This is a genomic window from Dickeya oryzae (assembly GCF_009372235.1).
Lineage (GTDB): Bacteria > Pseudomonadota > Gammaproteobacteria > Enterobacterales > Enterobacteriaceae > Dickeya > Dickeya oryzae.
On record NZ_ML762924.1, the window covers coordinates 189,014 to 215,270 of the forward strand.

Genomic DNA, 26,257 nt, shown 5'->3' on the forward strand with positions numbered 1-26,257 from the left:
CATGATTAACGTAGAAAACCTGCGCATTGCCTTCGGTAACCTCGAGGTGGTGAAAGGGGTGTCCTTCGCACTGGAGAGCGGTGACAGTTTCGGTATGGTGGGCGAAAGCGGTTCCGGCAAATCCACCATTTTACGTGCGCTGGCCGGGCTCAATACCCACTGGCAAGGGCGCATCGAGTTTGGCGGCATGGCGCAATTAGCCCGACGGGATCGCAGCTTTTTTCGGCAGGTGCAGATGGTGTTTCAGGATCCGTATGGATCGCTCCATCCACGCCAGACTATCGATCGTATTTTGCATGAGCCGTTGCTGGTGCACCGCTTCGATCGTGCTGAACAGCGTATCACCCGGGCGCTGGATGAAGTCGGCCTGCCTGCCGCGGCGCGTTTTCGTTTTCCCCATCAGCTTTCCGGCGGCCAGCGCCAGCGGGTGGCGATTGCCCGCGCACTGATCGCCGAGCCAGAAGTGCTATTGCTGGATGAACCGACCTCGGCGCTGGATGTCTCGGTGCAGGCGGAAATCCTCAACCTGCTGACAGACCTGCGTCAGGCGCGTAGGCTGACCTATATCATGGTCAGCCACAATCTGGCGGTGGTGTCGCATCTGTGCCAGCGCGTCGGTGTGATGCAGCATGGCGAAATGGTGGAACAGCTCAGTGTGGAAGACTTGCGGGCGCGTAACCTGTATCACCCCCACACGGCGGAACTGTACGATTTAAGCATGACGCTGGAGGAACCGGCATGACATTACACTGGCAGCGCGCCATTGATGAAGCGCAGGCGATCACACAATCCTGGCATCAACCCGGTGAGCCGGGCGGTGCTATCACGTTATTCGATGGCGAACAGATCCGGGCTGCCTGTTGCGGTGGGCTGGCGGATTTGGCGCAGAACACCCCGTTTACCACTCAGAGCGTGGTACGTTTCGCCTCAGTCACCAAGCACCTGTTTGCCTCACTGGTGACGGGAGCGGCCAGTCAGGCACTGGCGCTGACGGACAGTCTCGAGAGGCATCTGCCGCAACTGACTGGCGAAAACGGTCAGGTGACGGTCGGGCAGGCGCTGGATATGACATCCGGCCTGCCGGATGTGCGCGAAAGCCTGTCGCTGCTGGGGTTATCGGTGTACAACGCCACCTCGGCTGACAGCCTGCTGGCGTTTCTGGCGGAGAACGGCGAGCTGAATTACCCGGCGGGCAGCGAGATCTCCTATACCAACACCGGCTACCGGCTGGTGGAAGAAGCCTTGAAAGCTAAGGGCATTTATTTTGCCGACCTGCTGTGCCAGCACATCAACCAGCCGTTGGGGATTGCCCTCAGCGCGCCGGAAACCTGGTTTGATATCGTGCCCGGACTGGTGCCGGGCTACTGGCGAGCGCCGCAGGGCTGGCAGTTATCCTGCGCCGGGTTGCATCTGTCTACCTCGGGTTGTGTCACCGGCAGCGTGCACGACCTGACCGTCTGGCTGCAAGCGTTGCTAATGAATCAGGGGCCGGGTGAGGGCGTGCTGGCACGGTTGTCCCAGCCGCGCTACCTGCGTGATGGCCGCGTGACTGGCTACGGGCTCGGTGTGGCGCACAGCCGCATCGGGTCGGCACAACTGGTAGGGCACGGCGGCTCTCACGCCGGTTACAAGAGTTACTTCCTGCTCGACCCGGTATCGCAGGCGGGGGTAGCGCTGGTCGCTAACCGCGAAGATGTCGCTACCTACGACAGTGTGCTGCGGGTGATGTCGGCGCTGCTGGGCCAGCCACTGCCCACGCGCGGCCACGACCTGACGCCGGGGTTGTATGTTGCAGAGCAGGGCGGGCACTGGCTGGAGGTACAAGGCCCAGGCGCTTGCTGGCTGGGGGCGACGGAAACGCTGTACCGTGGTGAAGAGCCAGGCGTGGCGGTGTCATTATCCAGCCATCTGCCGATGAGATTACGGCAGGACGGTATGGCGATAGCCGGAGAAATCGGCCACGCACCGTGTCGTTTCTGGCCGGTGGAAGCTGACGATAGCGTGGCGCGGCTGCAAGGCCGCTGGTACTGGCCGGACACCCGCAGTAAACTGGTGATCGACGGTGATCGTATCGTGATGGGGCTCGGTCCGGCGGCGATAGCCGGTTCTCTGCAATCGCTTGGCAACGGCCGTGCACTGGCGACTGTGCAAGACGGGCCGTGGGAAAAACGGTTCTCGTTGTTGATACAAGACGGCTACCTGACGCTGTTACTGAATCGCAGCCGGGTGGTGCGGTATCAGCGCGGGTGATCGTCGTCAGCTACCCATCGTTATCATTAGCGGAACCGCTAAATCATAAATAATTTTAAAGTTTCTAGTGTTCTGGCCGTTAACCTCTTCAGTGTTTTATTGCTGATGACGTAGAGCCTATCCCAGTAGGCGTTATTGGCGTAGCCAGTTTGGACATGGACAGCGCGGAGAACCCGCAGCGTACACGGAGTACGCGAGGCGTTCGAGCACTGCCCAGGGCCAAAATGGCCAGTGAATAGCCCTAATGGGGTAGGCTCTTAAAGGGACTTTGCGTGAGCTGAGGTGTTCTTCACGGAAGACAAGGGCTGCAAAGTGACCGGGAGAGGATTTACAGCACCTGCTGTAGACCGGACAGAGCAGGCGTGAGTGCCGCTCTGTGACAGAAATAATGTCAACACATGGAAACTATTAATATGTTAAGCAAAAAAAATATCCTGGGTGCCGCAATGACGGCGGTAATGATGTCTGCAGCTGGGGCTGCGTATGCCGGGCCTGCGGTGAGCATTACGTTTAAGAACTTGAGTGATGAAATCGCAACCTATAAGCCGATCACCACCAATGAAGTCAGCACCAATGCTATTGCTAATCCGAAGCCTACGACTCAAGTAGCAGCTAAGAATTCGATTACCTATACTGTACAAAACACAATCAGCCCTGACGCTAACGCCGCTGTCGTACGTTATACCATCGGCAGAAAGACCTGCGTATTTAGCACCACCTTTATCAACACCATCGTGCCGGGCAGTGCGTTAACCGGCAAGATTCTGAAGTCACCGAAGTGGACCAAGAATGCCGAGGCGAGCGGTGGGGCGGTGTGTAACGCCACTATTACCTCACAAAGCCTTTCTACCTATGCGTGGAGCGTTGAGTTCACGATGAAGTAATCCCCATCTGGCGTTGCCTTTCTCCCCTCCCGAGGTCCGTAGCGGGGAGGGGCAACGCTATCCTGCCGATAATATCAAGCCAGGAGCCTGATGAAACGACACCTTGCGTTATTAACAGGAGCAGATTATGACCAATATTAACACCCTGAATTCGTCCTCTGCCTATAGTGAGGCGGCGTCGCTGACCCGTTCATCCGCAGCGGCACAGCCTGTGACAACCAGCACCGTGACTGACACCGCGCAGGCAACCGGTAGCGGTGGTGTGCAACTCTCCGGCATGGCGCGGTTACTGAGTGAGGCGGCGACACGTGCCGCGGCTCGCGATGCCAGCACGGACCGTAGTGGGCTGAAGGCGATAGCGGATGCGACTATCGAAAAACTGCTGGGGCCCGGTTATAACCAGAACAAGGCCGCCTACGATGCCGAAGTGCCGGACTCAACGGACCCGCAGCGACTGGCGCAGGCTACACAGGCGACTGATTTTTTGAACGGTAAAGGGACGAACCCGTTCAAGGGGATGTCACGCGATCAACTGGCGCTGATCACCTACGACGATAGCGGCGCATTTACCGTCAATGAGCGTCGGGCTGCCTGGGAAGAATCATATGATCAACATGCGAGTTGGTCACGTGAAGTATCTGCCAGGATAATGGAAGAATATGAGCGCAAAGGCCGGGTATCGTCCAGCACCTATCAGTCGATTCTGGATCACTACCAGTCGCTGCCAGCGATAGAAGAAGCGCAATTGCCAGATGGTTACGCGTCGCAGCTGATGACGCTGATCCAGCAAGGTGGCAGTGATGATGCCCTGACCCGCCAGCAGGAGGCGCTGCGCCCGTTGCTGAATGCCCTGACGCTGCGGGCCGGGCAGGCGCAGGCAGTCCAGTCCTGACAGGTGATAAGAACAACGATGGCTAACATCAATACCCTGAATTCCTCTTCTGCCTATAGTGAGGCGGCGTCACTGACGCGTTCATCAACAGCGGCACAGCCTGCTACCGCCAGCACTACAGGCACAACACAGGATGCCAGTAGCGGTGCACCGCAGCTTTCCAGCATGGCGCGGTTACTGAGTGAGGCGGCGACACGTGCTGCGGCTCGCGATGCCAGCACGGACCGTAGTGGGCTGAAGGCGATAGCGGATGCGACTATCGAAAAACTGTTGGGGCCCGGTTATAACCAGAACAAGGCCGCCTACGATGCCGAAGTGCCGGACTCAACAGACCCGCAGCGGCTGGCGCAGGCCACACAGGCGACTGATTTTTTGAACGGTAAAGGGACGAACCCGTTCAAGGGGATGTCACGCGACCAACTGGCGCTGATCACCTACGACGACAGTGGCGCATTTACTGTCAATGAGCGTCGGGCTGCCTGGAAAGAATCTAATGCCCAACATCAAGAATGGAAACGCGCTGTCGTGGCTAGGATGAATGAGGAGTACGAGCGCCAAGGCCGTGTATCGTCCAGCACCTATCAGTCGATTCTGGATTACTACCAGTCGTTGCCAGCGATAGAAGAAGCGCAGTTGCCGGATGGTTACGCGTCGCAACTGATGACGCTGATCCAGCAAGGTGGCAGTGATGATGCCCTGACCCGCCAGCAGGAGGCGCTGCGCCCGTTACTGAATGCCCTGACGCTGCGGGCCGGGCAGGCGCAGGCAGTCCAGTCCTGACAGGCGACAAGAACAACTATGACCAATATTAATACCCTGAATTCGTCCTCTGCCTATAGTGAGGCGGCGTCGCTGACGCGTTCATCCACAGCGGCACAGCCTGCGACAGCCAGCACAGTGACAGACACTGCGCAGGCAACCGGTAGCGGTGGTGTGCAACTCTCCGGCATGGCGCGGTTACTGAGTGAGGCGGCGACACGTGCTGCGGCTCGCGATGCCAGCACGGACCGTAGTGGGCTGAAGGCGATAGCCGATGCGACTATCGAAAAACTGCTGGGGCCCGGTTATAACCAGAACAAGGCCGCCTACGATGCCGAAGTGCCGGACTCAGCGGACCCGCAGCGACTGGCGCAGGCTACACAGGCGACTGATTTTTTGAACGGTAAAGGAACGAACCCGTTCAAGGGGATGTCACGCGACCAACTGGCGCTGATCACCTACGACGACAGCGGCGCATTTACCGTCAATGAGCGCAGGGCTGCCTGGGAAGAGTCGTATAGTCAGGAAAAAGCCTGGAACGAAGCAATGTTTGCCAAAGTGAAAGAGGAATACGATCGTACAGGGCGAGTGTCGGCCAGTAGTTATAGGTCAATGCTGGAACACTACCAGTCGTTGCCGGCGATAGAAGAAGCGCAGTTGCCAGGTGGCTATGCGTCGCAACTGATGACACTGATCCAGCAAGGTGGCAGTGATGATGCCCTGACCCGCCAGCAGGAGGCGCTGCGTCCGTTACTGAATGCCCTGACACTGCGGGCCGGGCAGGCGCAGGCCACATCCAGATGACAAGGACTGAGGATAGCGCTGAATGCGCCGTCTATCTAATGGATATAGTGCAGAGCCACGCACGATAAAAACAGAAGGATAAAGGACAGGATGCCTGAGGCTGGCATAACGGATGCGCTTTGTTTAGAACACATTACTTATGCCTATGCGGCACAAACATCAGCGGTGCGACCAGTACTGCATGATGTCTCATTGTCTATCCCCAAAGGGCAATCCTGCGCGATTGTCGGTGCATCGGGGTCGGGTAAAAGCACCTTATTGAACATCGCTGGTTTGCTGGATAGACCCACTTCCGGCCGCCTGTGGCTGGCAGGTTATGAAATGACGCAGGCGAGCGCCGACGAGCGGGCTGTGATGCGTAATCAGGCCATCGGCTTTGTGTTTCAGAGCTTCAACCTGCTGCCCCGGCTGAATATTCTGGACAACGTGGCATTGCCGCTGTGTTACCGGGGCATACCCTCCCATTCAGCCAGACAAAGAGCCCGGCACCAACTGGTGCGCGTCGGGTTGGCTGACCATCTTCATCATCGCCCTGCCAGTCTGTCTGGTGGGCAACGTCAGCGTGTTGCTATTGCCCGTGCGCTAGTGGGGGAACCGGCGCTGCTGTTGGCGGATGAACCTACCGGTAATCTCGATAGCGAAACCGCACGCGACATTATCGATTTGCTACTTACCCTGAATCGTGATCAGGCGGTGACACTGGTAATCGTGACACACGATAGGGCGATTGCCGGGCGCATGCAGCGGTGCATTCAGGTTCAGGATGGCCGGGTATGGGAGCGACCTCATGCGTGAGATGGTGCCTGTGGCTTACGGGCCTTCACTGCGCCAGCGATTAATAGAACCGCTTGAGAGCCTGCGGATGCTGGGACGCCGTGCGGTGCTGGCGTTGTTAGGGATTGCTATGGGGTGTGGAGCCGTGGTGGCGTTGATCAATGTTGGCTATAACGCCGAGGCACAGGCAATGTCGGTATTCAGGAATATGGGCAGCGATCTGCTAGTGGCGAATATTCAGCTACCGGCCGGTAATCCGACACGAGGCTACACACCGGAAATACTGGATATCGCCGCGCTGTATCAGGTGATACCCGATATCCTGGGGGCCTCTGCGCTGACGATGACAGCGGTTGAAGCCCGCGTACAGGGGCGATCGTTCAATACGGTGGTGGTTGGGGTAAATCCTGCCATATCACAGGTGCTGGGCTTACAAACGGCGCAAGGTCGTTTTCTGAGTCAGTATGATGCTCGCAGTACTTACGCTGTGTTTGGCGCTCATATCGCGGCTGAACTGCTCGCGAAAGGCATTTCCGTCACGCCCGGTGAGAGAGTGCAATTGGGCGATTATCTGTTTCAGGTGGTGGGGATCCTGCAACCCCGGGAGCAGAATCCGATGGTGGTGGTGTCGGTTGATGACAGCATTTTAGTGCCAGGAGAGAGTATGCGTCGTCTGGTTCCCTCGCCGCAAATCAATATGTTACTGGCCCGTAGCCATAGTAGCGATACGCTGGAACGCATCGCACCGCAACTACACGACTGGCTGCTGAGCGCACTGCCGGGTCGTCAGATAGAGGTACAAATACCCCAACAATTATTGTCGGGCATTGCGCAACAGTCGCGCATGTTTTCCTGGTTGCTGGCAGGTTTGGGGGGGATTTCTCTGCTGGCAGGCGGCGTTGGCGTGATGAACGTGATGCTGATGAATGTCTCGGAACGGCGGCGTGAGATTGGTGTGCGTGTGGCGCTGGGGGCGCGTTCCCGTGATATTGCCAGCCTGTTTCTGCTGGAGGCCATCGCACTGGCGGTGGTGGGCGCGTTGGTGGGGGCTGTCGGCGGCATTGGTGCAGCCTGGTTATTTGTGATGGTTTCCGACTGGGCGAACTTTGCCCTTTCCCCCCTCTCGTTGCCATTGGGAATAGGCAGTTCGGTGCTCACCGGCCTGTTTTTTGGTCTGAATCCGGCGTTGTCCGCGGCGCGCCTTCAACCGGTACAGGCATTACGCGATGAATAAGGTGCTGTTCTGCTTGTGGTTACTTGTGTTGTTCGGTGCGTGCGCCAGGGCGGATACGCGACTGACCCCCTCTCAGCCGACACGTTCCGGCGCGTCTTCACCGGCCACTGCCCGTGTGTCGCTCAATGAACAGACCATTGATCTGACACTCAGCGATGCCATCTATCTGGGATTACGCGATAACCGGGCTATCCGTAGTGCTTATCTGTACCGGGTGGCTCAAAAGTTCGATCTGCGTGTGGCTGAAGATCGTTTTACACCCAAGCTGGTGCTCAGCAGCAGCTATTTGTCGACCAGAAACCAGTCGGATCGCTATCGCCAGGGTAACCTGACGCCGACGTCAACCTTGCTCACACCTTATGGTACGCGTGTGAGTCTGGGGTGGGCGTACCGGCGTACTGACGCGAATGTGGCAGGCGTGTCGCGTAATGACGGGGTAAATCTTTCCGTTATCCAGCCACTGCTGCGCGGTGCAGGAAAAGATGTCGCCACTGCACCGGTGCGGCAGGCCCGGTTGGCTGAACAGATGAACCGGCTCAGCCTGAAATCTACGGTTTCACAGACCATTACCCAGATAATCACCGCCTATCGTGAGTTACTGCGCGCGCAGGAGCAGGTACAGATTGCGCGGGACGCGCTGGCGCGGGCCAGACAATTGGTTGAGGTTAACCGCGCCATGATAGCTGCCGGTCGTATGGCCGAGTTCGAGATAGTACAAACCGAGGCTGAAGTCGCCAATCAGGAACTGGGTTACGAAGATGCCCGTAATCAATTGGATACGACACGTCTGGCGTTGCTGCAATTGCTGGCTTTGAATCTGGATACGCCGATTGTAGCGACGGAGGCCATGCAGGCATCGCGCGTTGACGTGAATGCTGCGCAGGCGTTGAGTCAGGCCGAGTCATTGCAACCGGCTTATCTGAGCCATCTGATTGCCAGTGAGCAGGCGCAAATCAATCTGACGGTCGCACGTAATGACCAGTTGTGGGACGTATCGCTGGTCGGTGGGACTAACCAGGTTAATGACCGCAATACACAGAGCGGTAATGCGCGGACATGGGAAAACTATGTTGGCGTTCAGGTGGATATTCCAATCGGCGATCTGAGCCGTCGGCAAGCCGAAGTGCAGGCGCAAGTCGGGGTGCGTGATCAGGCGCTGCAACTGGCTGAAGCCCGCCAGCAGCTTGAGCGTGATGTGACCAATGCGGTTCGGGATATTGGTGTGCGATGGCGGCAGTTTGAAATAGCGCAGCGTGCCCGTGACTTATCGCGCCGCAAGCTGGACATTGAGCGAGAAAAACTCGCGGTCGGCCGTTCCAGTAACTTTCAGGTGCTGAGTTTTGAAAACGATCTGCGCAATGCGGAAAATGCGCGGCTTAATGCCCTGATAGGTTATATGAATGCTCAGGCGGTACTGGATGAAGCACTGGGGACGACGCTGGAAAGTTGGGATATCGCGCTGAATGATTAATATCAAGACACGAAAACAACGTTTACTGGTGCTGGGCACGGTCGTATTGGTTCTGCTGGTCGCCGGGCTGTCTTTTCGCCATGCCGATACCGGGGCTGCCGATAGCGTACCGGCGCAATGGGTGCGTATTGAACCGCAGCGTCTGGAAAACCAACTGGGTCTGGTAGGGCAAATTCAGGCGGCGACCAGGGTAACGCTGGCGGCCCCCTTTGAAGGCGTTGTCCGTGATGTGCGGGTACGAGAAGGCCAGTCGGTTGTCAGGGATCAAATCCTGCTTTCCCTCGATCCTGCCTTGCTTGAAATCCAGATGCGTCAGGCTCAGGCCGATGTCCTCAAGGCTCAGCGTGAGGTACAGCAATACCGCCAATGGGAAAAAGGGGCTGAGGTTTCTCGTGCACGGCGTGCTGTAGCGAATGCCAGACAAGAATTGATCAATACCGAAGCCAGTTTACGCGATACGCAAACGCTGTTTGCGCGCGGTATTGTGGCGCGAATGGAAGTGGATGCGCTCACGCAACAAGTACGCACGCAGCGTCAGGAACTGCTTGCGGCACAGGAAGAACTTGCCACGGTGTTAGCACGCGGGCAAGGTGAGGAACGTAAGATTGCCGAGATGGAGCTGCTCAATGCACAGGCGCGTTATCAGGCGCTGGAAGTGATGTACGCGCACCGGGATATCACCGCACCGGTCGCGGGTTTTATTGTCCGTCCCACCACACCGGAAAACAGCCGACCGATAATGGTGCAGCCCGGTGTTCAGGTGGCGCAGGGAACGCCGCTACTGACGCTGATTGGACAGGATCGTTTCCAGGTACTCGCGCGCGTGGAGGAAACCGACTTGCACTTGTTGCAGGAAGGCATGCCGGTACAAATCACCGGGGACGGTTTTGCCGGTCAGGAACTGGTCGGGCACATTGCGTCTATCGCCGTTCAGGGTAGCGAAACGGATGTGCAGAGCGCCGGGGCGCGCTACGACATCGTGGTTTCGGTCGATAGCGCGTTGTCGGACTTTACTCCCCCCATTCGCCTCGGGATGAGTGCGCGGCTGGCGGTTATCTTGTATCGCACTGAGCAGGGCATGGCCGTTGCGCCAGAGGCGATACAGACTGATGAACACGGCCAGCCCTACGTGTTTTACCGCCCGGCACCGGATGCACCGGTTTCCAGAGTGCCTGTCACGCCCGGTCGGTCTGTGGTGCAGGGGGTGGAGGTGCAAGGTCTGCAAGCCGGTTACGTTCAGGTGTTTTCCCGATAAATCCCCACCACGGCGTCCTCGCCGACATACCCGTAGCCGCGGTACATGCCTTCGCTGTTGAACGGCAGTGCGATATTGCCCTGATAGTCAACGGCGATAAGCCCGCCGCTACCGCCCAGCGCCAGCACTTTTTCCATCACGACTTTATCGGCGGCTTGCGACAGCGGCAGGTTGGCGTATTCCATCAGCGCGGAGACATCATAGGCGGCGACGGTACGCATGAATACCTCGCCGGTGCCAGTGCAGGAGACCGCGACGGTGCGGTTGTTGGCGTAGCAGCCAGCGCCAATGATGGGTGAGTCGCCGACACGTCCGGCACGCTTGTTGGTCATGCCGCCGGTGGACGTGGCGGCCGCCAGATTTCCGGCTGCGTCCAGCGCAACGGCACCCACTGTGCCGAATTTGCGATCCGGATCGAGCGGATCAGTGCCCTGCGTTTGGCGTTCGCCGTCGTGATCCAGCAGGATCTTGTCATTACCTGCCTGCGCTTTTAGCAACTGCTGATAGCGTTCGTCGGTGGAGAAAAAATCTGGTTCGACCATCTCCAGCCCTTGCTCACGGGCGAAGGTTTCTGCGCCTTCTGCCGTGAACATCACGTGCGGGCTGCGTTCCAGCACGGTGCGAGCAGCCAGAATCGGGTTGCGGATATGGTTTACCCCGGCAATGGCGCCAGCATCCAGCGAGCGGCCATCCATAATACTGGCGTCCAGTTCGTGGGTGCCACGGTGGGTAAACACGGCACCTTTGCCAGCATTGAACAACGGGCACTCTTCCAGCAGACGTACGGCTTCGGTGACCGCATCCAGCGCGCTGCCGTTGGTAGCCAGAATCTCCTGCCCTCGGGTGACAATCGCCTGCAACGCGGCGCGATAGCGCTGTTCTTTTTCACTGTCCATCGCCGTGCGGCTCAGCGCGCCTGCGCCGCCATGAATCACAATGACCGGTTTCATCGTATCTCCGTTATTCACAAGACTGGGGCGGTTAACAAACCGCCATGTTGTTTTATTACAGGCGAAGCCATGTCAGAACTGTGGCGCGTTTCGTGCGTAATGACCTCGGGTTCCTTTGCGGAATCATCGCACGCCCGACAAGGAGAGGCTCAAGTGCCGCCTCTCCTTGACCACTGGCTGGTGGCTAAACTGTGCCGCTGGCGCGGTACCTTCGGCGTTTGCCTTCGCTATTCGGGCCGCCCGTGACGCGGTTACTCGCCCCATCCCTGGGGCTCGCCCTGCGGGCCAGCGTAAACGCTGTTCAAAAACGCTCCTGGCGTTTTTGTCAGACGCGGCACGGGCTTTCGCCGCGTCCTGCGGCTCACCCGGCGAAGTCACCCACCTCAGCACAGTTTTGACGCCGGAAAAACCCACGTTCCTATACTTAGAGGTTTGTCAGCAGTCTGAATATTGCTCAGTTCTGCGTGGTTGCCAGATAGGAAAAGGCACCCAGCAAGCTGACGATCGGCGCGATGGTGGGTGACTGGTAACCCACGGTGATGGCATCTTTGCGAACAACGCCTGGGATCAGGCAGAACAGGTCTGCCAGTACCGGTTTGGCGACCATCAGTTCCAGCTCATACGGTGGCTGCAAACGGGTGGTGGTTTCTTTATGCGCTTTTTGCACCGCCTGGGTTGCTGCCAGCCGGATAGCGTTGCGGGCGGCCTCCGGGCTGAGCGATTCTGCCGCGGTCTGGGAAATGGCGCGTTTCACGCAGGCATAATCGGCTGCCGGGTAGTAACGCGTGATCCAGCTTTGCAGTGTGTCGTCGCCGCTGACCAGCCACAACGGGGTGTTCAGTTCCGCACCTGCCGCCGCGTAGATATCGCTTTCGCCCATCACTTCGCCGTTGATTCGCACCCGATAAAACGCCCGGCCGTTAATGGTGTGCGCCAGTACGCCGTGCTCACCGGCAGCGCTGTGGTAACCGATGAACATCAAACCATCGAATTGCTGCTGTTGCAGCCCTTCCACCATCGACAAACCGCGTGGTTTGCCCTGCACCAGACGGGCGCGCGGGTCGATGTTTTCAGCGCGCAGGTTGGTCATGGCGGCATGACTGTCGGCCACCACCACCTCGCTGGCACCACCGGCGAACGCGCCTTCGATGGCAGCGTTCACTTCCTGTTCCATCAACCCGCGTGCTATCTGGTGTTCCGGTGTGCCGGGGCTGCACTGTTCCGGTCGCATCACGCCCGCGATGCCTTCGATATCCGCAGAAATAAATACTTTCATGTCAGCGTCCTTATCGCCTGTTCTCAGGCGGTTATGCGAAATCTTGTGCCAGACGGTCCAGTACCTGAGTCAGGGCCGGGCGATGGTGGCCGCGAAAACCGGTGACGGCCTCGGCCTGTAACAACGCATCCAGCACCGCGTGTTCGGTGGCGTCGGCCGCGGCATTCAGTAGCGGCTCCAGTTGCGCGTCTTCCGGTGGCTGCGGTGTGGGTTGGGTGGAAAAGGCTACCGCGATATCGCCGGAGCCGTGACCCCAATAGCTGCCGAGCCGACCGAGCCCGGCACCCGCACGGCGGGCGATGCGGGTCAACTGACGGGCATCAAGCGCGGCGTCAGTCGCCATAATAATGATGATGGAACCGGCATCCTGCTGCGGTGTCAGTTCCGGCAGCAGAGGCGCAATGGCGTCGCCAACCTGCACGCCGTCGAGCGTCAAGGCGGGCAGGGTACCGAAATTGGCCAGCACCAGTACCCCGAGGGTGGCGTCCAGTTCCGCAATCTGCCGCGAGGCGGTGCCGATGCCGCCTTTGAGCGCGAAGCAGCTCATACCGCGCCCGGCACCCACGCTGCCACGAGCGAAATCTGCCGTGGCGCTATCCAACGCGGTGCGCGCCATCGTTTCGGTGACGGCCAGCGCCTGAATATCATTGAGCCAGCCGTCGTTGCACTCCAGCGCCAGCGGATTGACGGTCGGCAGACTGCGGCCCAGTTCGGGATTGCGGCCAATCGCGTCGCGCACCAGCGTGGTGAAGAGTGTGCCGACTGACAGGGTGTTACTGAGCAGGATGGGGGTTTGTAATTGTCCCAGTTCTTCAATCTGCACCAGCCCTACCGGTTTAGCGAAACCGTTGAGCACCGCCGCACCGCAGGGCAGCGGTTGTATAAACAGGTTATCGCTGTTTGGCACAATGGCGGTCACGCCAGTCTGAACCTCGCCTTCGGCCAGCGTAGCATGGCCGACCCGCACGCCGGGTACGTCGCTCAGGCGGTTATGCGGGCCGCAGGGCAGGCGCGGTGTGCCGAGTTGTCGTTCTGTCCGCCAGCGTTGCAGCAGCGGTAGCAGTTGCGCCTGTTGATAAGGTGTCATGATCGGTTCGCTCAGCTTTTCAGTTTCGGGTCCAGCGTATCGCGCAGCGCATCGCCCAGCAGGTTAAAGGCCAGCACGGTGCAGAAAATCGCTAAACCGGGGAAGACGCTGACGTGCCACTGGCCTGCCATCATCATGCTACGGCTCATCGCCAGAATGTTACCCCATTCAGGCACATCCGGTTCCGGCCCCAGGCCGATGAAACTCAGCCCGGCAGCGGTCAGAATACTGGTACCGATACGCATGGTGAAATACACAATCACGTTCGGCAAGGTACCCGGCAGGATATGGCGCAACAGAATGACCCGGTCCGGCGCACCAGCGCAGCGAACGGCTTCAACGTAGGCTGCTTGTTTGAGTGAGAGCGTGGAGGCGCGCACAATGCGGGCGAACACCGGCACGCTGAACACCGCTACCGCGATAATCACGTTATTCAGGCCGGGGCCGAGGATAGCCACCACGGCAATCGCCAGCAACATGCCAGGGAACGCGAACAGCACGTCGCAGCCGCGCATGATCAGCATGTCGATAGTGCGGCCATAGTAGCCCGCCAGCAAGCCAAGGGCGATGCCTACCACCATACCCAGCGTGACGGAGACAATCCCGATGTACAGCGAAATGCGTGCGCCGTAAATGATGCGGCTCATCACATCGCGGCCCAGATCGTCGGTGCCCATCCAATGGCTGGCGGAAGGCGACGCGCCAAGTGCCATCCAGTCTGGCTCCATCGGGTTCCAGGGAGCCAGCCAGGGGGCGAACACCGCCACCAGCACCAGCAGTAACACAAAACCGCCGGAGGCCAGCGCCATCGGGTTGCGGATGAACGCATGCAGAAAATCGCGCCACGGTGAACGAATCGTACTGTCGTTCAGGGCGGAGGAGGGTGCCACGATCGGCTCTTGAGAGGTGTTCATCGCAGCTCCTAACGCAGACGAATGGCCGGGTTCACCACTGCGTACAGCAGGTCGACCAGCAGGTTGATCAGGATAAATTCAAATACGAACAGCATCACCAGTGCCTGAATCACCGGCTGATCCTGGCTCTTGATGGATTCAATCAACAGCCAGCCGAGCCCCGGCCAGTTGAACACGCTTTCCACCACAATCGAACCACCCAGCAGAAAGCCGAACTGCAACCCGAGCATGGTGATAACCGGGATCAGCGCGTTACGCATCACGTGTTTCCAGACAATCAGCCGCTGGCGCAGCCCTTTGGCACGGGCGGTACGTACGTAGTCTTCCTGCATCACTTCCAGAAACGCCGAGCGGGTGAAGCGCGCCATCACCGCCGCGACCGACGCGCCCAACGTTAGCGCGGGCAGAATAATGTCGGCCGGTTTGTTGAAGCCGCTGACCGAGAAAAGGCCGAACGGCATGGCGACAAACTGAATTAGCAACAGGCCGAGCCAGAACGGCGGCATCGAAATGCCGCCTACCGCCAGACTCATCAAAGACCAGTCCTGCCATTTGCCCCGTTTAAGCGCGGCAAACACGCCGATCAGCAGGCCGAGGATTACCGACCAGACGAAACCGGCCAGCGCCAGCCACAGCGTTGGCAGGAAACTTTTTTTGATGACACTCAGCACCGGCTGTTGGGTACGGTAGGTGACGCCAAGGTCACCGTGAACCAACCCGGTCAGCCAGTGGAGGTACTGCTGCGGCAGTGGATCGTTCAACCCTAAATGCTCACGGGCGGCTTCCACCGCCTCAATGGGAGCGTCAGGGCCGGCATAGATCCGTGCCGGGTCGCCCGGTAACAGTTTGATAAAACCGAACACCAACAGGGAGATCACCAGCAAGACCGGGATCATTTCCAGCAAACGTCGGACGATATAAGCAAACATGGTGATCCCCTGTGCGATTACTTGAACTCAGCCTGATCGAAAATCAGAGAACCGTCCGCCAGCATGTAAACGCCAGACAGATTTTTCACTTTACCGACCAGGTTGTCCGGTACACCCAGGAACACCACCGGCGCGTCTTTCCAGATCAGTTTCTGGGCATCGGCATACGCGGCAGCACGTTTGCTGTTATCTGAGGTAGCCAGACCGGCGACGATAGCTTTGTCCACATCCGGGTTACTGTAGTAAGACACGTTATAGGCTTTCGGCACCCAGGATTCTGTCGCGAACAGCGGACGCAGCGCCCAGTCGGCATCGCCGGTAGACGGTGACCAGCCACCGTAGTACAAGTCGAATTCAGCCTGTTTCGGGTCTTTCACGCCGAACAGTTTTTCGTTGCGGGTACCGGAGTCCATCGGGGTCACGGTGACTTTGATGCCGACCTGCTCAAGCTGCTGTTTGAAGAACTGCGCACTGCGAATGTAGTCGGTACGGTTGGTGGTCCACAGTTTCAGTTCCAGCCCTTTTTCGTAACCGGCTTCTTTTAACAGTTCCTTCGCTTTCGCAGGGCTGTAGGTATAGTTCGGCTCGCTCTGGCTGGAGAAGAACTGCACGCGCGGTGCCATGGCGGAGGCGGCAGGCAGACCCATACCGGCGAAACCCACTCTCAGCCACATAGTCCGGTTGATGGCATAGTTCAGCGCCTGGCGTACCCGCACGTCACTCAGCGGGCCGTGTTGGGTGTTGATAGCCATATAGAACAGATAGATGCTGGGGTCACGCTGGATAGCCAGCTTGGTGTCATCTTCAACGGTTTTCACCAGGTCGGACGGCAGCGGGTAGATAGCGTCAGACTGGCCGGATTTCAAGGCAGCGACGCGGGTGGCGTCTTCCGGCGACGGGTAGAAGGTCACGTTATCCACTTTCGGCCAGCCTTTCTGCCAGTAGTTGTCGTATTTGGTCAGTTTGACGTCTTTGCCCTGCTGCCATTCGACAAACTTGAACGGACCGGTACCGACCGGGTGTACGCGCAACTGGGTTTCATCCGGGTACTGTTGCAACGCGGCCGGGCTGTGCATCACCGCAGACGGATGCGCCAGGGTGTTGATAAATGCACCGAAGGATTTATTCAGCTCGATTTTGACCTGTGTCGGCGATACGACCGTCACACTCTTGATCATATTAAACAGGCTGTTGCGCTTGAGCCCTTTGCTCTGGTCGGCCAGACGGTCAAGGTTAGCTTTGACTGCATCCGCGTTGAACGGTGTACCGTCCTGAAAGGTCACGCCCTCGCGCAGCGTGATGGTGTATTCGGTCGCATCGGCGTTGCCGGTGTAACCGGTTGCCAGTTGCGGTACCAGCTTCATCTGGTCATCGAACTGGAACAGACGCTCAAAGATCCCGCTCTGGATGGAGTAACTCAGGGTATCCGAGGTGTCGTGCGGATCCAGCCCGGTGATGTCAGCGTACATGGAAATGCGCAGATCCTGAGCCTGGGCGGCAGCGGCGGCTAAACACAATGACAGCCCAAGTGCGACAGCGGAACGACGTGAAGTTACTGCGGGTAGTAACGATTTCATGGTGTCTCCTGTAAATGGTTTGTGTTGCTGGTTGTTGTGCTGCTTTCTATTATTGTTTGTTTTTATTACTGTTTAATTTTCACCGTGGTCAGTACGTTGCCGACGTGGTGACTGCTCTCAGGCAGTTAGGGTGTCCCTGGTGTTGGACGGTGCTACGGTTTACGACTGACGAGCAATAATGTCTTACGGTCAATAACGTCTTACGGTCAATAACGTCAGGCCCCTGTTGATGGCGACCCGAACCCGGCTTCGCTGACCCAATGGTGCGGGGCGACTTCGCGGTAGCGGGCTTTTTCCACCACCTCGTTCGCTTTACGCAACGGTGAGGGAATTTCGCTGTCGTCCAGTTCACGGGTATAGCGACGGTCAGGGTCGGCGATCGGTACCGAGGCCAGCAGACGCCGGGTGTACGGATGCTGCGGGTTGTTGAACACCGACTGACGCGGGCCGATTTCCACTATTTGACCGAGGTACATCACGGCCACGCGGTTGGCGATGCGTTCCACCACCGCCATGTCATGGGAGATGAAAATCCATGACACGCCGGTCTTCTGTTGTAAGTCCATCATCAGGTTGACCACCTGTGCCTGAATCGACACATCGAGCGCCGACACAGCCTCGTCAGCAATGATCACCTGAGGGTGCAGCGCCATCGCACGGGCAATGGCGATACGTTGACGCTGGCCGCCGGAAAATTCGTGCGGATAGCGCTGTGCGTGTTCCGGTTGCAGGCCGACGCTTTTCAGTAGCGCCTGCACCTGCGGGGTGGCGTCTTCCAGCGACTTCACCAGCCCGTGCAGCAGCAGCGGCTCGGCAATGGTGAAACCTACCGTCAGACGGGGGTTGAGCGAGGCGTAAGGGTCCTGAAACACCATCTGCATTTTGCGGCGCAACGGCTGGAAGTCGCGGTCATGTAAACCGGCAATCTCCTGACCGTCGAACAACAGGCTATCCGTCTGGCTTTCCACCAGACGCAGCAGCGCCCGCCCGGTGGTGGATTTACCACAGCCGGACTCGCCGACGATCGCCAGCGTTTCCCCCGGCCAGACGGCGAAATCAATTTGCTCTACCGCATGTACCCGGTGGGTGACGGAAGAGAAAATGCCGCTGCGGATGGGGTAGTACACTTTCAGGCCACGAATATCGAGCAACGGCGGAGCGTCATAACGCGCGGTCATGTGATCCGGTTCCGCCGTCGCGTTTTGCTGCCCCAGCAATGGGAAGCGCCTGGGCCAGGCGCTGTCGCGCATATCGCCCAGTCGCGGTACTGCCGCCAGCAGTGCCTTGGTGTAGTCGTGCTGCGGACGATTGAAGATATCCTCGACCCGGCCTTGTTCCACCACCTCACCGCGATACATCACCACCACGCGGTCCGCGATTTCCGCCACCACGCCCATGTCGTGGGTAATGAACAACACTGACATATTGCTCTGGCGTTGCAGGTTGCGCAGGATTTGCAGGATGCGTGCCTGTACCGTCACGTCCAGCGCGGTGGTGGGTTCGTCGGCGATCAGTAACTGTGGGTCGCAGACCAGCGCCTGGGCTATCATCACCCGCTGGCGCATCCCGCCGGACAGCGAATGCGGATAGCTGTTCATCACCCGGTCGATATCCGCGATCCGCACTTTGCGCAACAGTTCGCGTGCTTTGCTATCGGCGCTGGCCGTGTCGCACATGTGGTGGTCGAGCAAGGCCTCGGTGAGTTGATCACCCACTTTCAGCACCGGGTTGAGGGAGGTCATCGGCTCCTGAAAGATCATCGCCATATCGCGACCGCGCAGGCGGCGACGGGCATCGTCTTTCAGGCTCAGCAGGTCATGGCGGCGACCGGTGCTATCGGTAAAGCGAATGCCGCCACGTTCAATTCGGGCGGATGAGGCCAGCAGCCCCATGACCGTCAGCGACGTGACGGATTTGCCGGAGCCGCTCTCGCCGACCACGGCGACCACTTCCCCTTTGTTGAGGCTGAAGGATACGCCCTTGAGCGCCAGATGGGTGCCAGAGCGACCGCTGAAGCTAACGCTCAGGTCGTCTATCTCCAGCACCGGCTGCGGTGTCGGGGCAGAGGCCGTCGCAGCAGGGATTGCGGTTAGGGTGGTATCCGTCATCGTCACTCCGGTAGGTTCTGTCACAGCCAGATGCGGCCAAGGTTATACGTCAGGTAAGGCGAGCTGTCGGCGGCCAGCCAAATCGGGCCATCCAGATCAACGTGTTCGGCCGCCAGCGCCACCGGCAGAGCGGCTTCCATCGCCAGCGAGGAGCCGAGCATGCAGCCAACCATGATGCGCAGGTCGTGCTGACGTGCCTGCGCCACCATCGACAGTGCTTCGGTCAGCCCGCCGCATTTGTCCAGCTTGATGTTGATCATCTCGTAGCGGTCGCACAGCGCGGCGATGTCACCCCGGTGGTGGCAGCTTTCATCGGCGCATACCGCGATCGCGTGTTCAAACGTCGCCAGCGCGCTGTCCTGTCCGGCAGGTAACGGCTGCTCGACCATCGCGATGCGATGAGCGGCTAACTGGCGCAGCAACGATTCCAGATCCAACCCGCTCCAGGCTTCATTGGCATCGACAATCAACGTGACATTGGGTGCCGCCTGACGGATTGCCGCCACTTTTTCCAGAATCTGATCCCGGTCGAGCTTGATCTTCAATAACAACGCGCCGCGCGATACCGCGTCTTTGGCGGCATTCGCCATATTTTCCAGTGTGTCTAGGCTCAGGGTCTCGGCGGTAATGATCGACTGCGGTGGTGCGATGGCGAGGTGCTGCCACAGCGTTTGCCGGGCAAGCGCGGCATTCAGTCGCCACAGGGCGCAGTCCAGGGCGTTGCGGGCCGATCCCGGCGGCAATGACTGTTGCAGTGCTTCCAGACTGATACCGTTTTCCACTGCCTGACGCACGGTTTCCAACTGGCGGGTGACGCTGTCGGCCGTTTCCTGATAGTGCGCGGTGGGCGTGCATTCCCCACGGCCAATAAAGCCACGCTCTTCCAGTGTGACCCGCACCACGGTGACGGCGGTACGGGTGCCGCGGGAGATGGCGAACGGACGGGCCAGCGGCAGCTCTACGGTTTCAATTTGCATCTGTCGCATCGGGTTATCCCTGAGTTTTCAGCAGCGTCGCAATGTCATCAATACCGAAGCGGATCGGGTCGGTGGCAGGAACACCGAAGCGTTCGCTCAGGCCACGGCAGTACTCATGCGCTTCCTGTTCGCCATAGTTGGAGGTGTTGATGGCGAAGCCCGCCAGTTGCACATCCGGGTTGGTTACACGGGCGGCGCGCAGGCAGGCATCCACACACTCATCCAGTTCCACCATCGGTTGATGCGGCAGATGGCGCATGTGCGGGCGACCCATTTCATGGCACATCACCAGCCAGTGTGGCTGAGCACCGTGGATAAGACCGGTGGTAACCCCAGCGTAGGACGGATGAAACAACGACCCCTGACCTTCAACGATGTCCCAGTGGTCATCGTCATTGGCAGGAGACAACGCTTCTGCCGCACCAGCGATAAAATCGGCGATCACGGCGTCAATGGCGATGCCGTCGCCCGCTACCAGCACCCCGGTTTGACCGGTGGCACGGAAATCCGCCTTCATTCCCTGTGCACGCATGGCGGCTTCCAGCGCCAGCGAGGTATACATTTTGCCAACCGAGCAGTCGGTACCGACGGTCAGTACGCGTTTACCGCTGCGTTTCTTACCACTGCCGACGGTTAATTCCGGGCGCATGTGGCGAATATCGAACAGCGCTACCTGATGCTGCTCTGCCAGCGCCTGTAAACCGGGGACATCAATCAGCCGCTGGTGCAGGCCATTGGCAATGTTCATACCGGCTTCGATGGCGGCACGCACGGTGTCCAGCCAGTGTGGTGGCAGAAAGCCACCGGCGTTGGCGGTACCCAGTACCAGCGTTTTAGCGCCACGTGCCACCGCGGTGGGGATATCCAGATCATCGAGCCCCAGAGACACCGTGCTGCCCGGCAGGCGTAACTGGCCTACACACTGTTCGGGGCGCCAGGTGTGAATACCGCGTGCCGTTTTCACCGCCAGCGGGTCGGTCACATCGCCAAGAAAAAGCAGGTAAGGTTGTGGAATCAGCATGATGTCTTATCCGTGGTTGCATAGTGATGACATGAGAGAAGATGTCTATGACTATTCCACGATGCTTTTTTTCTGACGAATGCTTGTTTATGGGTAGGGTATAACCTGATGTTATGGGGTTGTTTTTAATTAGTTATTTGTTATTTAATGATTTTTTCTTTCAAATACCCGCAAGGTATACCGGCGGGTTATGCCAATACAGGCAGATCAAAATCTTTTGTATTGACGGAAAACCCGTTGAGGGATCGTGTCTAGCCGATCATAAACCCCACCAACAGGCTCAATGCCGTGACTACCACCATCAGCATCAGCGATTGCATCATCCGTATGGATTGCCGGGTACAAGGGTGACCATGGCGCTGCAGAGCGCGCAATCGCAGACGCGACCAGATATACGTGACCAGCGCCATCACCAGCAGGAACAACCCGGTGGCCAGCATCAGCGGCTCTGTCGTGATCGAACCGGCTTTGAGCAGTAAAAGGCTGTTGATCAGCAGTACAAAGGCGGTACGCGACCAGGCAAGCCGCGTGCGCTCCGGTTGCAGGCCAGGATCACGCGACGGGGTATCGGCAGGTGCGGTCATGGCGGTTACATCAGCAGGATAATCAGCGCCAGTGCCACTGACGTCAGGCTCACGACGCTGGCGACGGCGACGAGCAGACGGGTATACGGCAGCGCCTGCCCGGTACGCATCGCCCGCTCGTTATCGGCCCAGCGTTGGTAAGCCATCCACGCCAGCAGCGCCGCTGCCAGCGCCAGAAAGGCTGAAATACCGGCCCGGATGGTGGGTGACCCCAGCGTGGGGGCAAACTGGTCAATGGCGATGGCACCGGCCAGAAACGCCAGCGCGGTACGAATCCAGGCCAGAAAGGTGCGCTCGTTAGCCAGCGAAAAGCGATAATCCGGCGTTGTTCCCTGTTGCTGCCAGGGAATTTTCTTACCTGACGGCGTGGGTGAAGGTGGTGAAGAGACGGAATCACTCATGAACATCAGCAGCCTGCGGATAAATAATGCCGGTATTCTACATGGCTGACTGATGGCTCTCCAGACGATGGTACGGATGGCACCGGAAAAGTTGATGAAATTTTAATCGTGACTGGCGGTAGGCAGGGCAGGGGGAAGACCGTATAATGCGCGCCAGTTTAATGAACCTGCCCGGAGACGAGCCATGCGCCCAACAGGCCGAAGTGCCCAGCAAATTCGCCCTCTCACATTAACCCGTCATTACACCAAACATGCTGAAGGATCGGTATTGGTGGAGTTTGGCGATACCAAAGTGCTGTGCAATGCCACGGTAGAAGAAGGGGTTCCGCGTTTCCTGAAAGGTCAGGGACAAGGCTGGATTACCGCTGAATACGGTATGCTGCCGCGAGCTACCCATAGCCGTAACGCTCGTGAAGCGGCAAAAGGTAAACAAGGTGGCCGCACGCTGGAAATTCAGCGTCTGATCGCCCGCTCGCTACGTGCTGCCGTAGACCTGAACAAATTGGGTGAATTCACCATTACGCTGGACTGCGACGTGTTGCAGGCTGATGGCGGCACCCGTACGGCCTCCATCACCGGTGCCTGCGTGGCGCTGGCGGATGCGCTAAACGGTATGGTGGCCAGCGGTAAGCTGAAAGCCAGTCCGTTGAAAGGCATGGTGGCGGCGGTCTCGGTCGGGATTGTTAATGGTGAAGCGGTGTGTGACCTGGAATACGTGGAAGATTCCGCCGCAGAAACCGATATGAACGTCGTGATGACCGAAGATGGCCGCATGATAGAGGTGCAGGGCACCGCGGAAGGTGAGCCGTTCAGCCACGACGAATTGTTGTCGTTACTGGCGCTGGCGCGTCAGGGCATCGAAGATATTGTCAGAGCGCAGAAGGCCGCCCTGGCCGATTGATTGATTGTTAAAGCGACCCAGGTGGTCGCTTTTTTATGCCATCCATTTTTATGCTATGCAGTGGACGGTGGGAGCCCCACCGTCGTTACAGGAGAGGGAGTCATGAAAGCCTATCAGCGTCAGTTTATCGAATTCGCACTGAGCAAGCAGGTTCTGAAGTTCGGCGAATTTACCCTGAAATCCGGGCGCATCAGCCCTTATTTCTTTAATGCCGGGTTATTTAATACCGGGCGTGACCTGGCGTTGCTGGGGCGCTTTTACGCTGAAGCGCTGGTGGATGCCAATGTGGAGTTTGACGTGCTGTTTGGCCCGGCTTACAAGGGGATTCCGATTGCTACCACGACGGCGGTGGCGCTGGCGGAACACCATGACCGTGATGTGCCCTACTGCTTTAACCGTAAAGAAGCCAAGGATCATGGCGAAGGCGGCAATCTGGTCGGTAGCCCGCTGAAAGGCCGCATCATGCTGGTGGACGATGTGATTACCGCTGGTACGGCTATCCGCGAATCGATGGATATCATCGCCGCCCAAGGGGCAACGCTGGCAGGGGTGCTGATTGCGCTCGACCGGCAGGAGCGTGGTCGTGGCGACCTGTCCGCGATTCAGGAAGTGGAGCGCGACTATCAGTGCAATGTGACGTCCATCATCACGCTGGGCGACCTGATTAGCTGGCTGGCGGAAAAACCGGAAATGGCTGCGCATCTGGACGCGGTGAACGCTTACCGTGCGCAATTTGGCGTATAACCGGGCGGAAATGAAATAAGCGGCGTGGCGATGCGCCACGCGGTGCGTTTACTGAAGCTGGGCGGCCAGCAAGGGCCAGCGGGTTTCGAAATCCTGCGTGGGCAGGGTACGGAACTCGGAGCGGGTAAAGCGGGAAAGCATCCCTTCGCAGAACGCCAGTAACTGGCTTGCCAGCAACGTTTCGTCATGGCGAAACGCTTCACCGCCGCGTAGTTTGTGTTCGCGCAGTACCTGACGCAATTGCGATTCAATGCGGTCAAACAGTTGGTTGATGCGGCCCTGCAACCGGTCCTGTTCGAACATCAGCGCATGACCGGTGAGAATGCGCGTCAGACCGGGGTTTTTCTCGGCAAAGCCGAGGATCAGCAACAAAATGAGCCGTAGCCGATTAAAGGTGTCTTTTTCATCCTGCAGGATCAGGTTAATACGGGTGGTCAGGCTGTCTTCAATAAATTCGATCAGGCTGTCAAACATGCGTGTTTTGCTGGGAAAGTGCCGATAAAGAGCGGCTTCTGAAACGCCAACGGTGGCGGCCAGCTTAGCGGTAGTGATGCGTTGACTGCCATCGCTGGATTCCAGCATCTGCGCCAGTGCCTGCAGAATTTCCTCGCGACGGTTCCTTTTCGTATTTTCTTTCTCTGCCATGTCAGAAAAGACCCTTGATAAAAATGTGACGGACAAACACCAGATAGCGCCACAGTCGCATCAACGCTGTGGCTTTATAATTTTCCTGGGAGGCAGGGATAACGCGTATCAGTGGCGACCGGAATGGCCGAAACCACCTTCTCCCCGCTCGCTGTCGACGAAATCGTTAACCAGATTGAATTCGGCCTGTACTACCGGTACGAACACCATCTGGGCGATGCGCTCGCCGGGTTCAATGGTGAAAGACTGACTGCCACGGTTCCATACCGACACCATCAACTGCCCCTGATAGTCGGAATCGATAAGCCCCACCAGATTACCCAGCACCACACCGTGTTTGTGACCGAGGCCGGAGCGAGGCAGGATCACCGCCGCCAATGACGGGTCGGCGATATGGATAGCCAAACCGGTCGGTACCAGTGTGGTTTCGCCAGCGGCCAGCACGATAGCGCTGTCCAGACAGGCGCGTAAATCCAGCCCGGCAGAGCCTGGGGTCGCATAGGTTGGCAGCGGGAACTGTTGCCCGATACGCGTATCAAGAATTTTTACGTCGATTTTTTTCATCATAACGGCTGACAATCTCGTCAATTAACTGTTGGCCCAACAGGTGTTTGCTGCTGTGCGGCAGGCGTTTGTCCCCGCCCGGCCAGAAAAGGTGTAATGCATTATTTTCCGAGTTAAACCCTTGATCGGAAAGGGATACATCATTCGCGCAAATCAGATCCAGCTGTTTGCGGGCCAGCTTCTGGCGTGCGTATTCTTCCACATTACTGGTTTCGGCAGCAAACCCGATGACGTAAGGCCTGTTTTCGCTCATTGCCGCCACATCCGCGATAATATCTGGATTTTTGACCAGAGTGACATGGATTTCATCACCCTGCTTTTTGATCTTTTCGTCAGCGACGGTGTGTGCCCGGTAATCCGCCACGGCGGCGCACCCGATAACGATATGCTGCTGAGCAGCGCGTGACATCACTGCCTGATGCATATCCTGAGCACTGACAACATCGACACGGGTGACATGGTCTGGTGTCGGTAAATTGACCGGGCCAGCTATCAGCGTGACCTGCGCCCCGCGCGCGGCGGCAGCGGCGGCGATGGCAAAACCCATCTTCCCTGAGCTGTGATTGCTGATGAACCGTACCGGGTCCAGTGCTTCGCGCGTCGGCCCTGCCGTGACCATAACATTCAGGTGTTGCAGATCATTGACACGGGAAAAGTGTGCGTCGGCGTATGCCACAATGGTTAGTGGGTCAATCATGCGGCCTGGGCCGACATCACCGCACGCCTGGCTGCCGCTATCCGGACCCCAGATCAGCATGCCACGCGCTGCCAGCACGCCCAGATTGTGCTGTGTGGCCGCAGCGCGGAACATCTGCTGATTCATGGCGGGCGCAATGGCGATGGGCGCGGCGGTCGCCAGACAGACGGTGCTGAGCAGATCATTCGCCATACCCGCCGCCAGCCGGGCGATCAAATCCGCCGATGCCGGTGCCAGAATCACCAGGTCTGCCCATTTCCCCAGCTCAATGTGGCCCATCGCCGCCTCGGCAGCGGGATCCAGCAGATCGTCCGCCACCGGGTGGCCGGAGACCGCCTGCAGCGTCAGTGGCGTGATAAACGCGCCAGCGGCGGGTGTCATCACCACTCGCACCTCAGCGCCCCTCTCGCGCAGACGCCGCACCAGTTCCGGGCCTTTGTAGGCAGCGATACCGCCGCTGATGCCCAGTACGATATGTTTTCCCGCAAGCGATGCGCCGGAAAGCCCGTGCAGACTGGAAGAATCTGTCATCGTTATATCCGTTTTTCAGCCCAAAAGA

Annotated in this window: 26 protein-coding genes; 12 read left to right on the forward strand and 14 right to left on the reverse strand. The window is 58.5% G+C overall.

Annotated features, from left to right (window positions below; translation table 11 throughout):
- Nucleotide 1: 1 nt before the first annotated feature.
- The 10 genes from FAZ14_RS10825 to FAZ14_RS10870 all read left to right on the forward strand — a co-directional run bounded on the left by FAZ14_RS10825 (nucleotide 2) and on the right by FAZ14_RS10870 (nucleotide 10,323).
- Nucleotides 2-742 (forward strand): ABC transporter ATP-binding protein, encoded by a 741-nt coding sequence (locus FAZ14_RS10825; RefSeq protein ID WP_029456594.1) that lies wholly within the window; start codon nucleotides 2-4, stop codon nucleotides 740-742.
- Complete coding sequence (locus FAZ14_RS10830) at nucleotides 739-2,250, forward strand: serine hydrolase domain-containing protein (RefSeq protein WP_153508515.1); 1,512 nt, start codon at nucleotides 739-741, stop codon at nucleotides 2,248-2,250. Before FAZ14_RS10825 ends, FAZ14_RS10830 begins: the two co-directional genes overlap by 4 nt.
- A gap of 398 nt (nucleotides 2,251-2,648) precedes the next feature.
- The gene (locus FAZ14_RS10835) at nucleotides 2,649-3,134 is read left to right on the forward strand and encodes a hypothetical protein (protein WP_235914515.1); all 486 of its coding nucleotides are present in this window, start codon (nucleotides 2,649-2,651) and stop codon (nucleotides 3,132-3,134) included.
- Nucleotides 3,135-3,261: 127 nt separating this feature from the next.
- Complete coding sequence (locus FAZ14_RS10840; RefSeq protein WP_153508516.1) at nucleotides 3,262-4,026, forward strand: hypothetical protein; 765 nt, start codon at nucleotides 3,262-3,264, stop codon at nucleotides 4,024-4,026.
- An 18-nt stretch (nucleotides 4,027-4,044) separates the two neighbouring features.
- Entirely contained in the window at nucleotides 4,045-4,806 is a 762-nt protein-coding gene (locus FAZ14_RS10845) for a hypothetical protein (RefSeq protein ID WP_153508517.1), read from the forward strand.
- 18 nt (nucleotides 4,807-4,824) lie between these two features.
- A complete protein-coding gene (locus FAZ14_RS10850) occupies nucleotides 4,825-5,589 on the forward strand; it encodes a hypothetical protein (protein WP_153508518.1) in 765 nt (254 codons plus the stop codon).
- 90 nt (nucleotides 5,590-5,679) lie between these two features.
- Nucleotides 5,680-6,384, forward strand: a complete 705-nt coding sequence (locus FAZ14_RS10855) for an ABC transporter ATP-binding protein (protein WP_016943485.1) — start codon at nucleotides 5,680-5,682, stop codon at nucleotides 6,382-6,384.
- Nucleotides 6,377-7,597 carry an ABC transporter permease gene (locus FAZ14_RS10860; protein ID WP_153508519.1) on the forward strand — a complete coding sequence of 407 codons (1,221 nt, stop codon included), beginning with the start codon at nucleotides 6,377-6,379 and terminating at the stop codon, nucleotides 7,595-7,597. Before FAZ14_RS10855 ends, FAZ14_RS10860 begins: the two co-directional genes overlap by 8 nt.
- Nucleotides 7,590-9,068, forward strand: coding sequence for a TolC family protein (locus tag FAZ14_RS10865; RefSeq protein WP_016943483.1), 1,479 nt, complete (start codon nucleotides 7,590-7,592; stop codon nucleotides 9,066-9,068). Before FAZ14_RS10860 ends, FAZ14_RS10865 begins: the two co-directional genes overlap by 8 nt.
- Nucleotides 9,061-10,323 (forward strand): HlyD family secretion protein, encoded by a 1,263-nt coding sequence (locus FAZ14_RS10870; protein WP_153508520.1) that lies wholly within the window; start codon nucleotides 9,061-9,063, stop codon nucleotides 10,321-10,323. Before FAZ14_RS10865 ends, FAZ14_RS10870 begins: the two co-directional genes overlap by 8 nt.
- Here the strand turns inward: FAZ14_RS10870 and FAZ14_RS10875 are convergent.
- The 11 genes from FAZ14_RS10875 to FAZ14_RS10925 all read right to left on the reverse strand — a co-directional run bounded on the left by FAZ14_RS10875 (nucleotide 10,305) and on the right by FAZ14_RS10925 (nucleotide 22,153).
- Nucleotides 10,305-11,273 (reverse strand): isoaspartyl peptidase/L-asparaginase family protein, encoded by a 969-nt coding sequence (locus FAZ14_RS10875; protein ID WP_153508521.1) that lies wholly within the window; start codon nucleotides 11,271-11,273, stop codon nucleotides 10,305-10,307. The two genes, FAZ14_RS10870 and FAZ14_RS10875, sit on opposite strands and share 19 nt — an antisense overlap.
- A 454-nt stretch (nucleotides 11,274-11,727) precedes the next feature.
- Nucleotides 11,728-12,549, reverse strand: a complete 822-nt coding sequence (locus FAZ14_RS10880) for a M55 family metallopeptidase (protein ID WP_016943480.1) — start codon at nucleotides 12,547-12,549, stop codon at nucleotides 11,728-11,730.
- Nucleotides 12,550-12,580: 31 nt separating this feature from the next.
- Complete coding sequence (locus tag FAZ14_RS10885; protein WP_153508522.1) at nucleotides 12,581-13,636, reverse strand: DmpA family aminopeptidase; 1,056 nt, start codon at nucleotides 13,634-13,636, stop codon at nucleotides 12,581-12,583.
- Between the two features lie 11 nt (nucleotides 13,637-13,647).
- A complete protein-coding gene (locus tag FAZ14_RS10890) occupies nucleotides 13,648-14,550 on the reverse strand; it encodes an ABC transporter permease subunit (protein ID WP_012882887.1) in 903 nt (300 codons plus the stop codon).
- An 8-nt stretch (nucleotides 14,551-14,558) separates the two neighbouring features.
- Nucleotides 14,559-15,479: an ABC transporter permease gene (locus FAZ14_RS10895; protein ID WP_016943478.1), complete on the reverse strand. Its 921-nt coding sequence runs from the start codon at nucleotides 15,477-15,479 to the stop codon at nucleotides 14,559-14,561.
- 17 nt (nucleotides 15,480-15,496) lie between these two features.
- Nucleotides 15,497-17,056 (reverse strand): glutathione ABC transporter substrate-binding protein, encoded by a 1,560-nt coding sequence (locus tag FAZ14_RS10900; protein WP_153508523.1) that lies wholly within the window; start codon nucleotides 17,054-17,056, stop codon nucleotides 15,497-15,499.
- Between the two features lie 215 nt (nucleotides 17,057-17,271).
- Entirely contained in the window at nucleotides 17,272-19,164 is a 1,893-nt protein-coding gene (locus FAZ14_RS10905; RefSeq protein WP_153508524.1) for an ABC transporter ATP-binding protein, read from the reverse strand.
- Nucleotides 19,165-19,184: 20 nt separating this feature from the next.
- The gene (gene dgcA / locus FAZ14_RS10910; protein WP_016943475.1) at nucleotides 19,185-20,150 is read right to left on the reverse strand and encodes an N-acetyl-D-Glu racemase DgcA; all 966 of its coding nucleotides are present in this window, start codon (nucleotides 20,148-20,150) and stop codon (nucleotides 19,185-19,187) included.
- A gap of 4 nt (nucleotides 20,151-20,154) precedes the next feature.
- Nucleotides 20,155-21,162 (reverse strand): N-acetyltransferase DgcN, encoded by a 1,008-nt coding sequence (gene dgcN / locus FAZ14_RS10915; RefSeq protein ID WP_016943474.1) that lies wholly within the window; start codon nucleotides 21,160-21,162, stop codon nucleotides 20,155-20,157.
- 251 nt (nucleotides 21,163-21,413) lie between these two features.
- Nucleotides 21,414-21,746, reverse strand: coding sequence for a DUF202 domain-containing protein (locus FAZ14_RS10920; RefSeq protein ID WP_016943473.1), 333 nt, complete (start codon nucleotides 21,744-21,746; stop codon nucleotides 21,414-21,416).
- Nucleotides 21,747-21,751: 5 nt separating this feature from the next.
- Nucleotides 21,752-22,153, reverse strand: coding sequence for a YidH family protein (locus FAZ14_RS10925; protein WP_016943472.1), 402 nt, complete (start codon nucleotides 22,151-22,153; stop codon nucleotides 21,752-21,754).
- A 178-nt stretch (nucleotides 22,154-22,331) separates the two neighbouring features.
- Here FAZ14_RS10925 and rph point away from each other — a divergent pair, with 178 nt between their 5' ends.
- Both rph and pyrE read left to right on the forward strand, forming a co-directional pair.
- Nucleotides 22,332-23,048, forward strand: a complete 717-nt coding sequence (rph, locus tag FAZ14_RS10930) for a ribonuclease PH (protein ID WP_016943471.1) — start codon at nucleotides 22,332-22,334, stop codon at nucleotides 23,046-23,048.
- A gap of 102 nt (nucleotides 23,049-23,150) precedes the next feature.
- Nucleotides 23,151-23,792, forward strand: a complete 642-nt coding sequence (pyrE, locus tag FAZ14_RS10935; RefSeq protein ID WP_016943470.1) for an orotate phosphoribosyltransferase — start codon at nucleotides 23,151-23,153, stop codon at nucleotides 23,790-23,792.
- Between the two features lie 48 nt (nucleotides 23,793-23,840).
- Here the strand turns inward: pyrE and slmA are convergent, their stop codons facing one another.
- The 3 genes from slmA to coaBC form a co-directional block, all read right to left on the reverse strand.
- Nucleotides 23,841-24,437, reverse strand: a complete 597-nt coding sequence (gene slmA, locus FAZ14_RS10940; RefSeq protein WP_012882897.1) for a nucleoid occlusion factor SlmA — start codon at nucleotides 24,435-24,437, stop codon at nucleotides 23,841-23,843.
- A 108-nt stretch (nucleotides 24,438-24,545) separates the two neighbouring features.
- Entirely contained in the window at nucleotides 24,546-25,004 is a 459-nt protein-coding gene (dut, locus tag FAZ14_RS10945) for a dUTP diphosphatase (protein WP_153508525.1), read from the reverse strand.
- Entirely contained in the window at nucleotides 24,973-26,229 is a 1,257-nt protein-coding gene (coaBC, locus tag FAZ14_RS10950; RefSeq protein WP_016943468.1) for a bifunctional phosphopantothenoylcysteine decarboxylase/phosphopantothenate--cysteine ligase CoaBC, read from the reverse strand. Before coaBC ends, dut begins: the two co-directional genes overlap by 32 nt.
- Nucleotides 26,230-26,257: the final 28 nt, after the last annotated feature.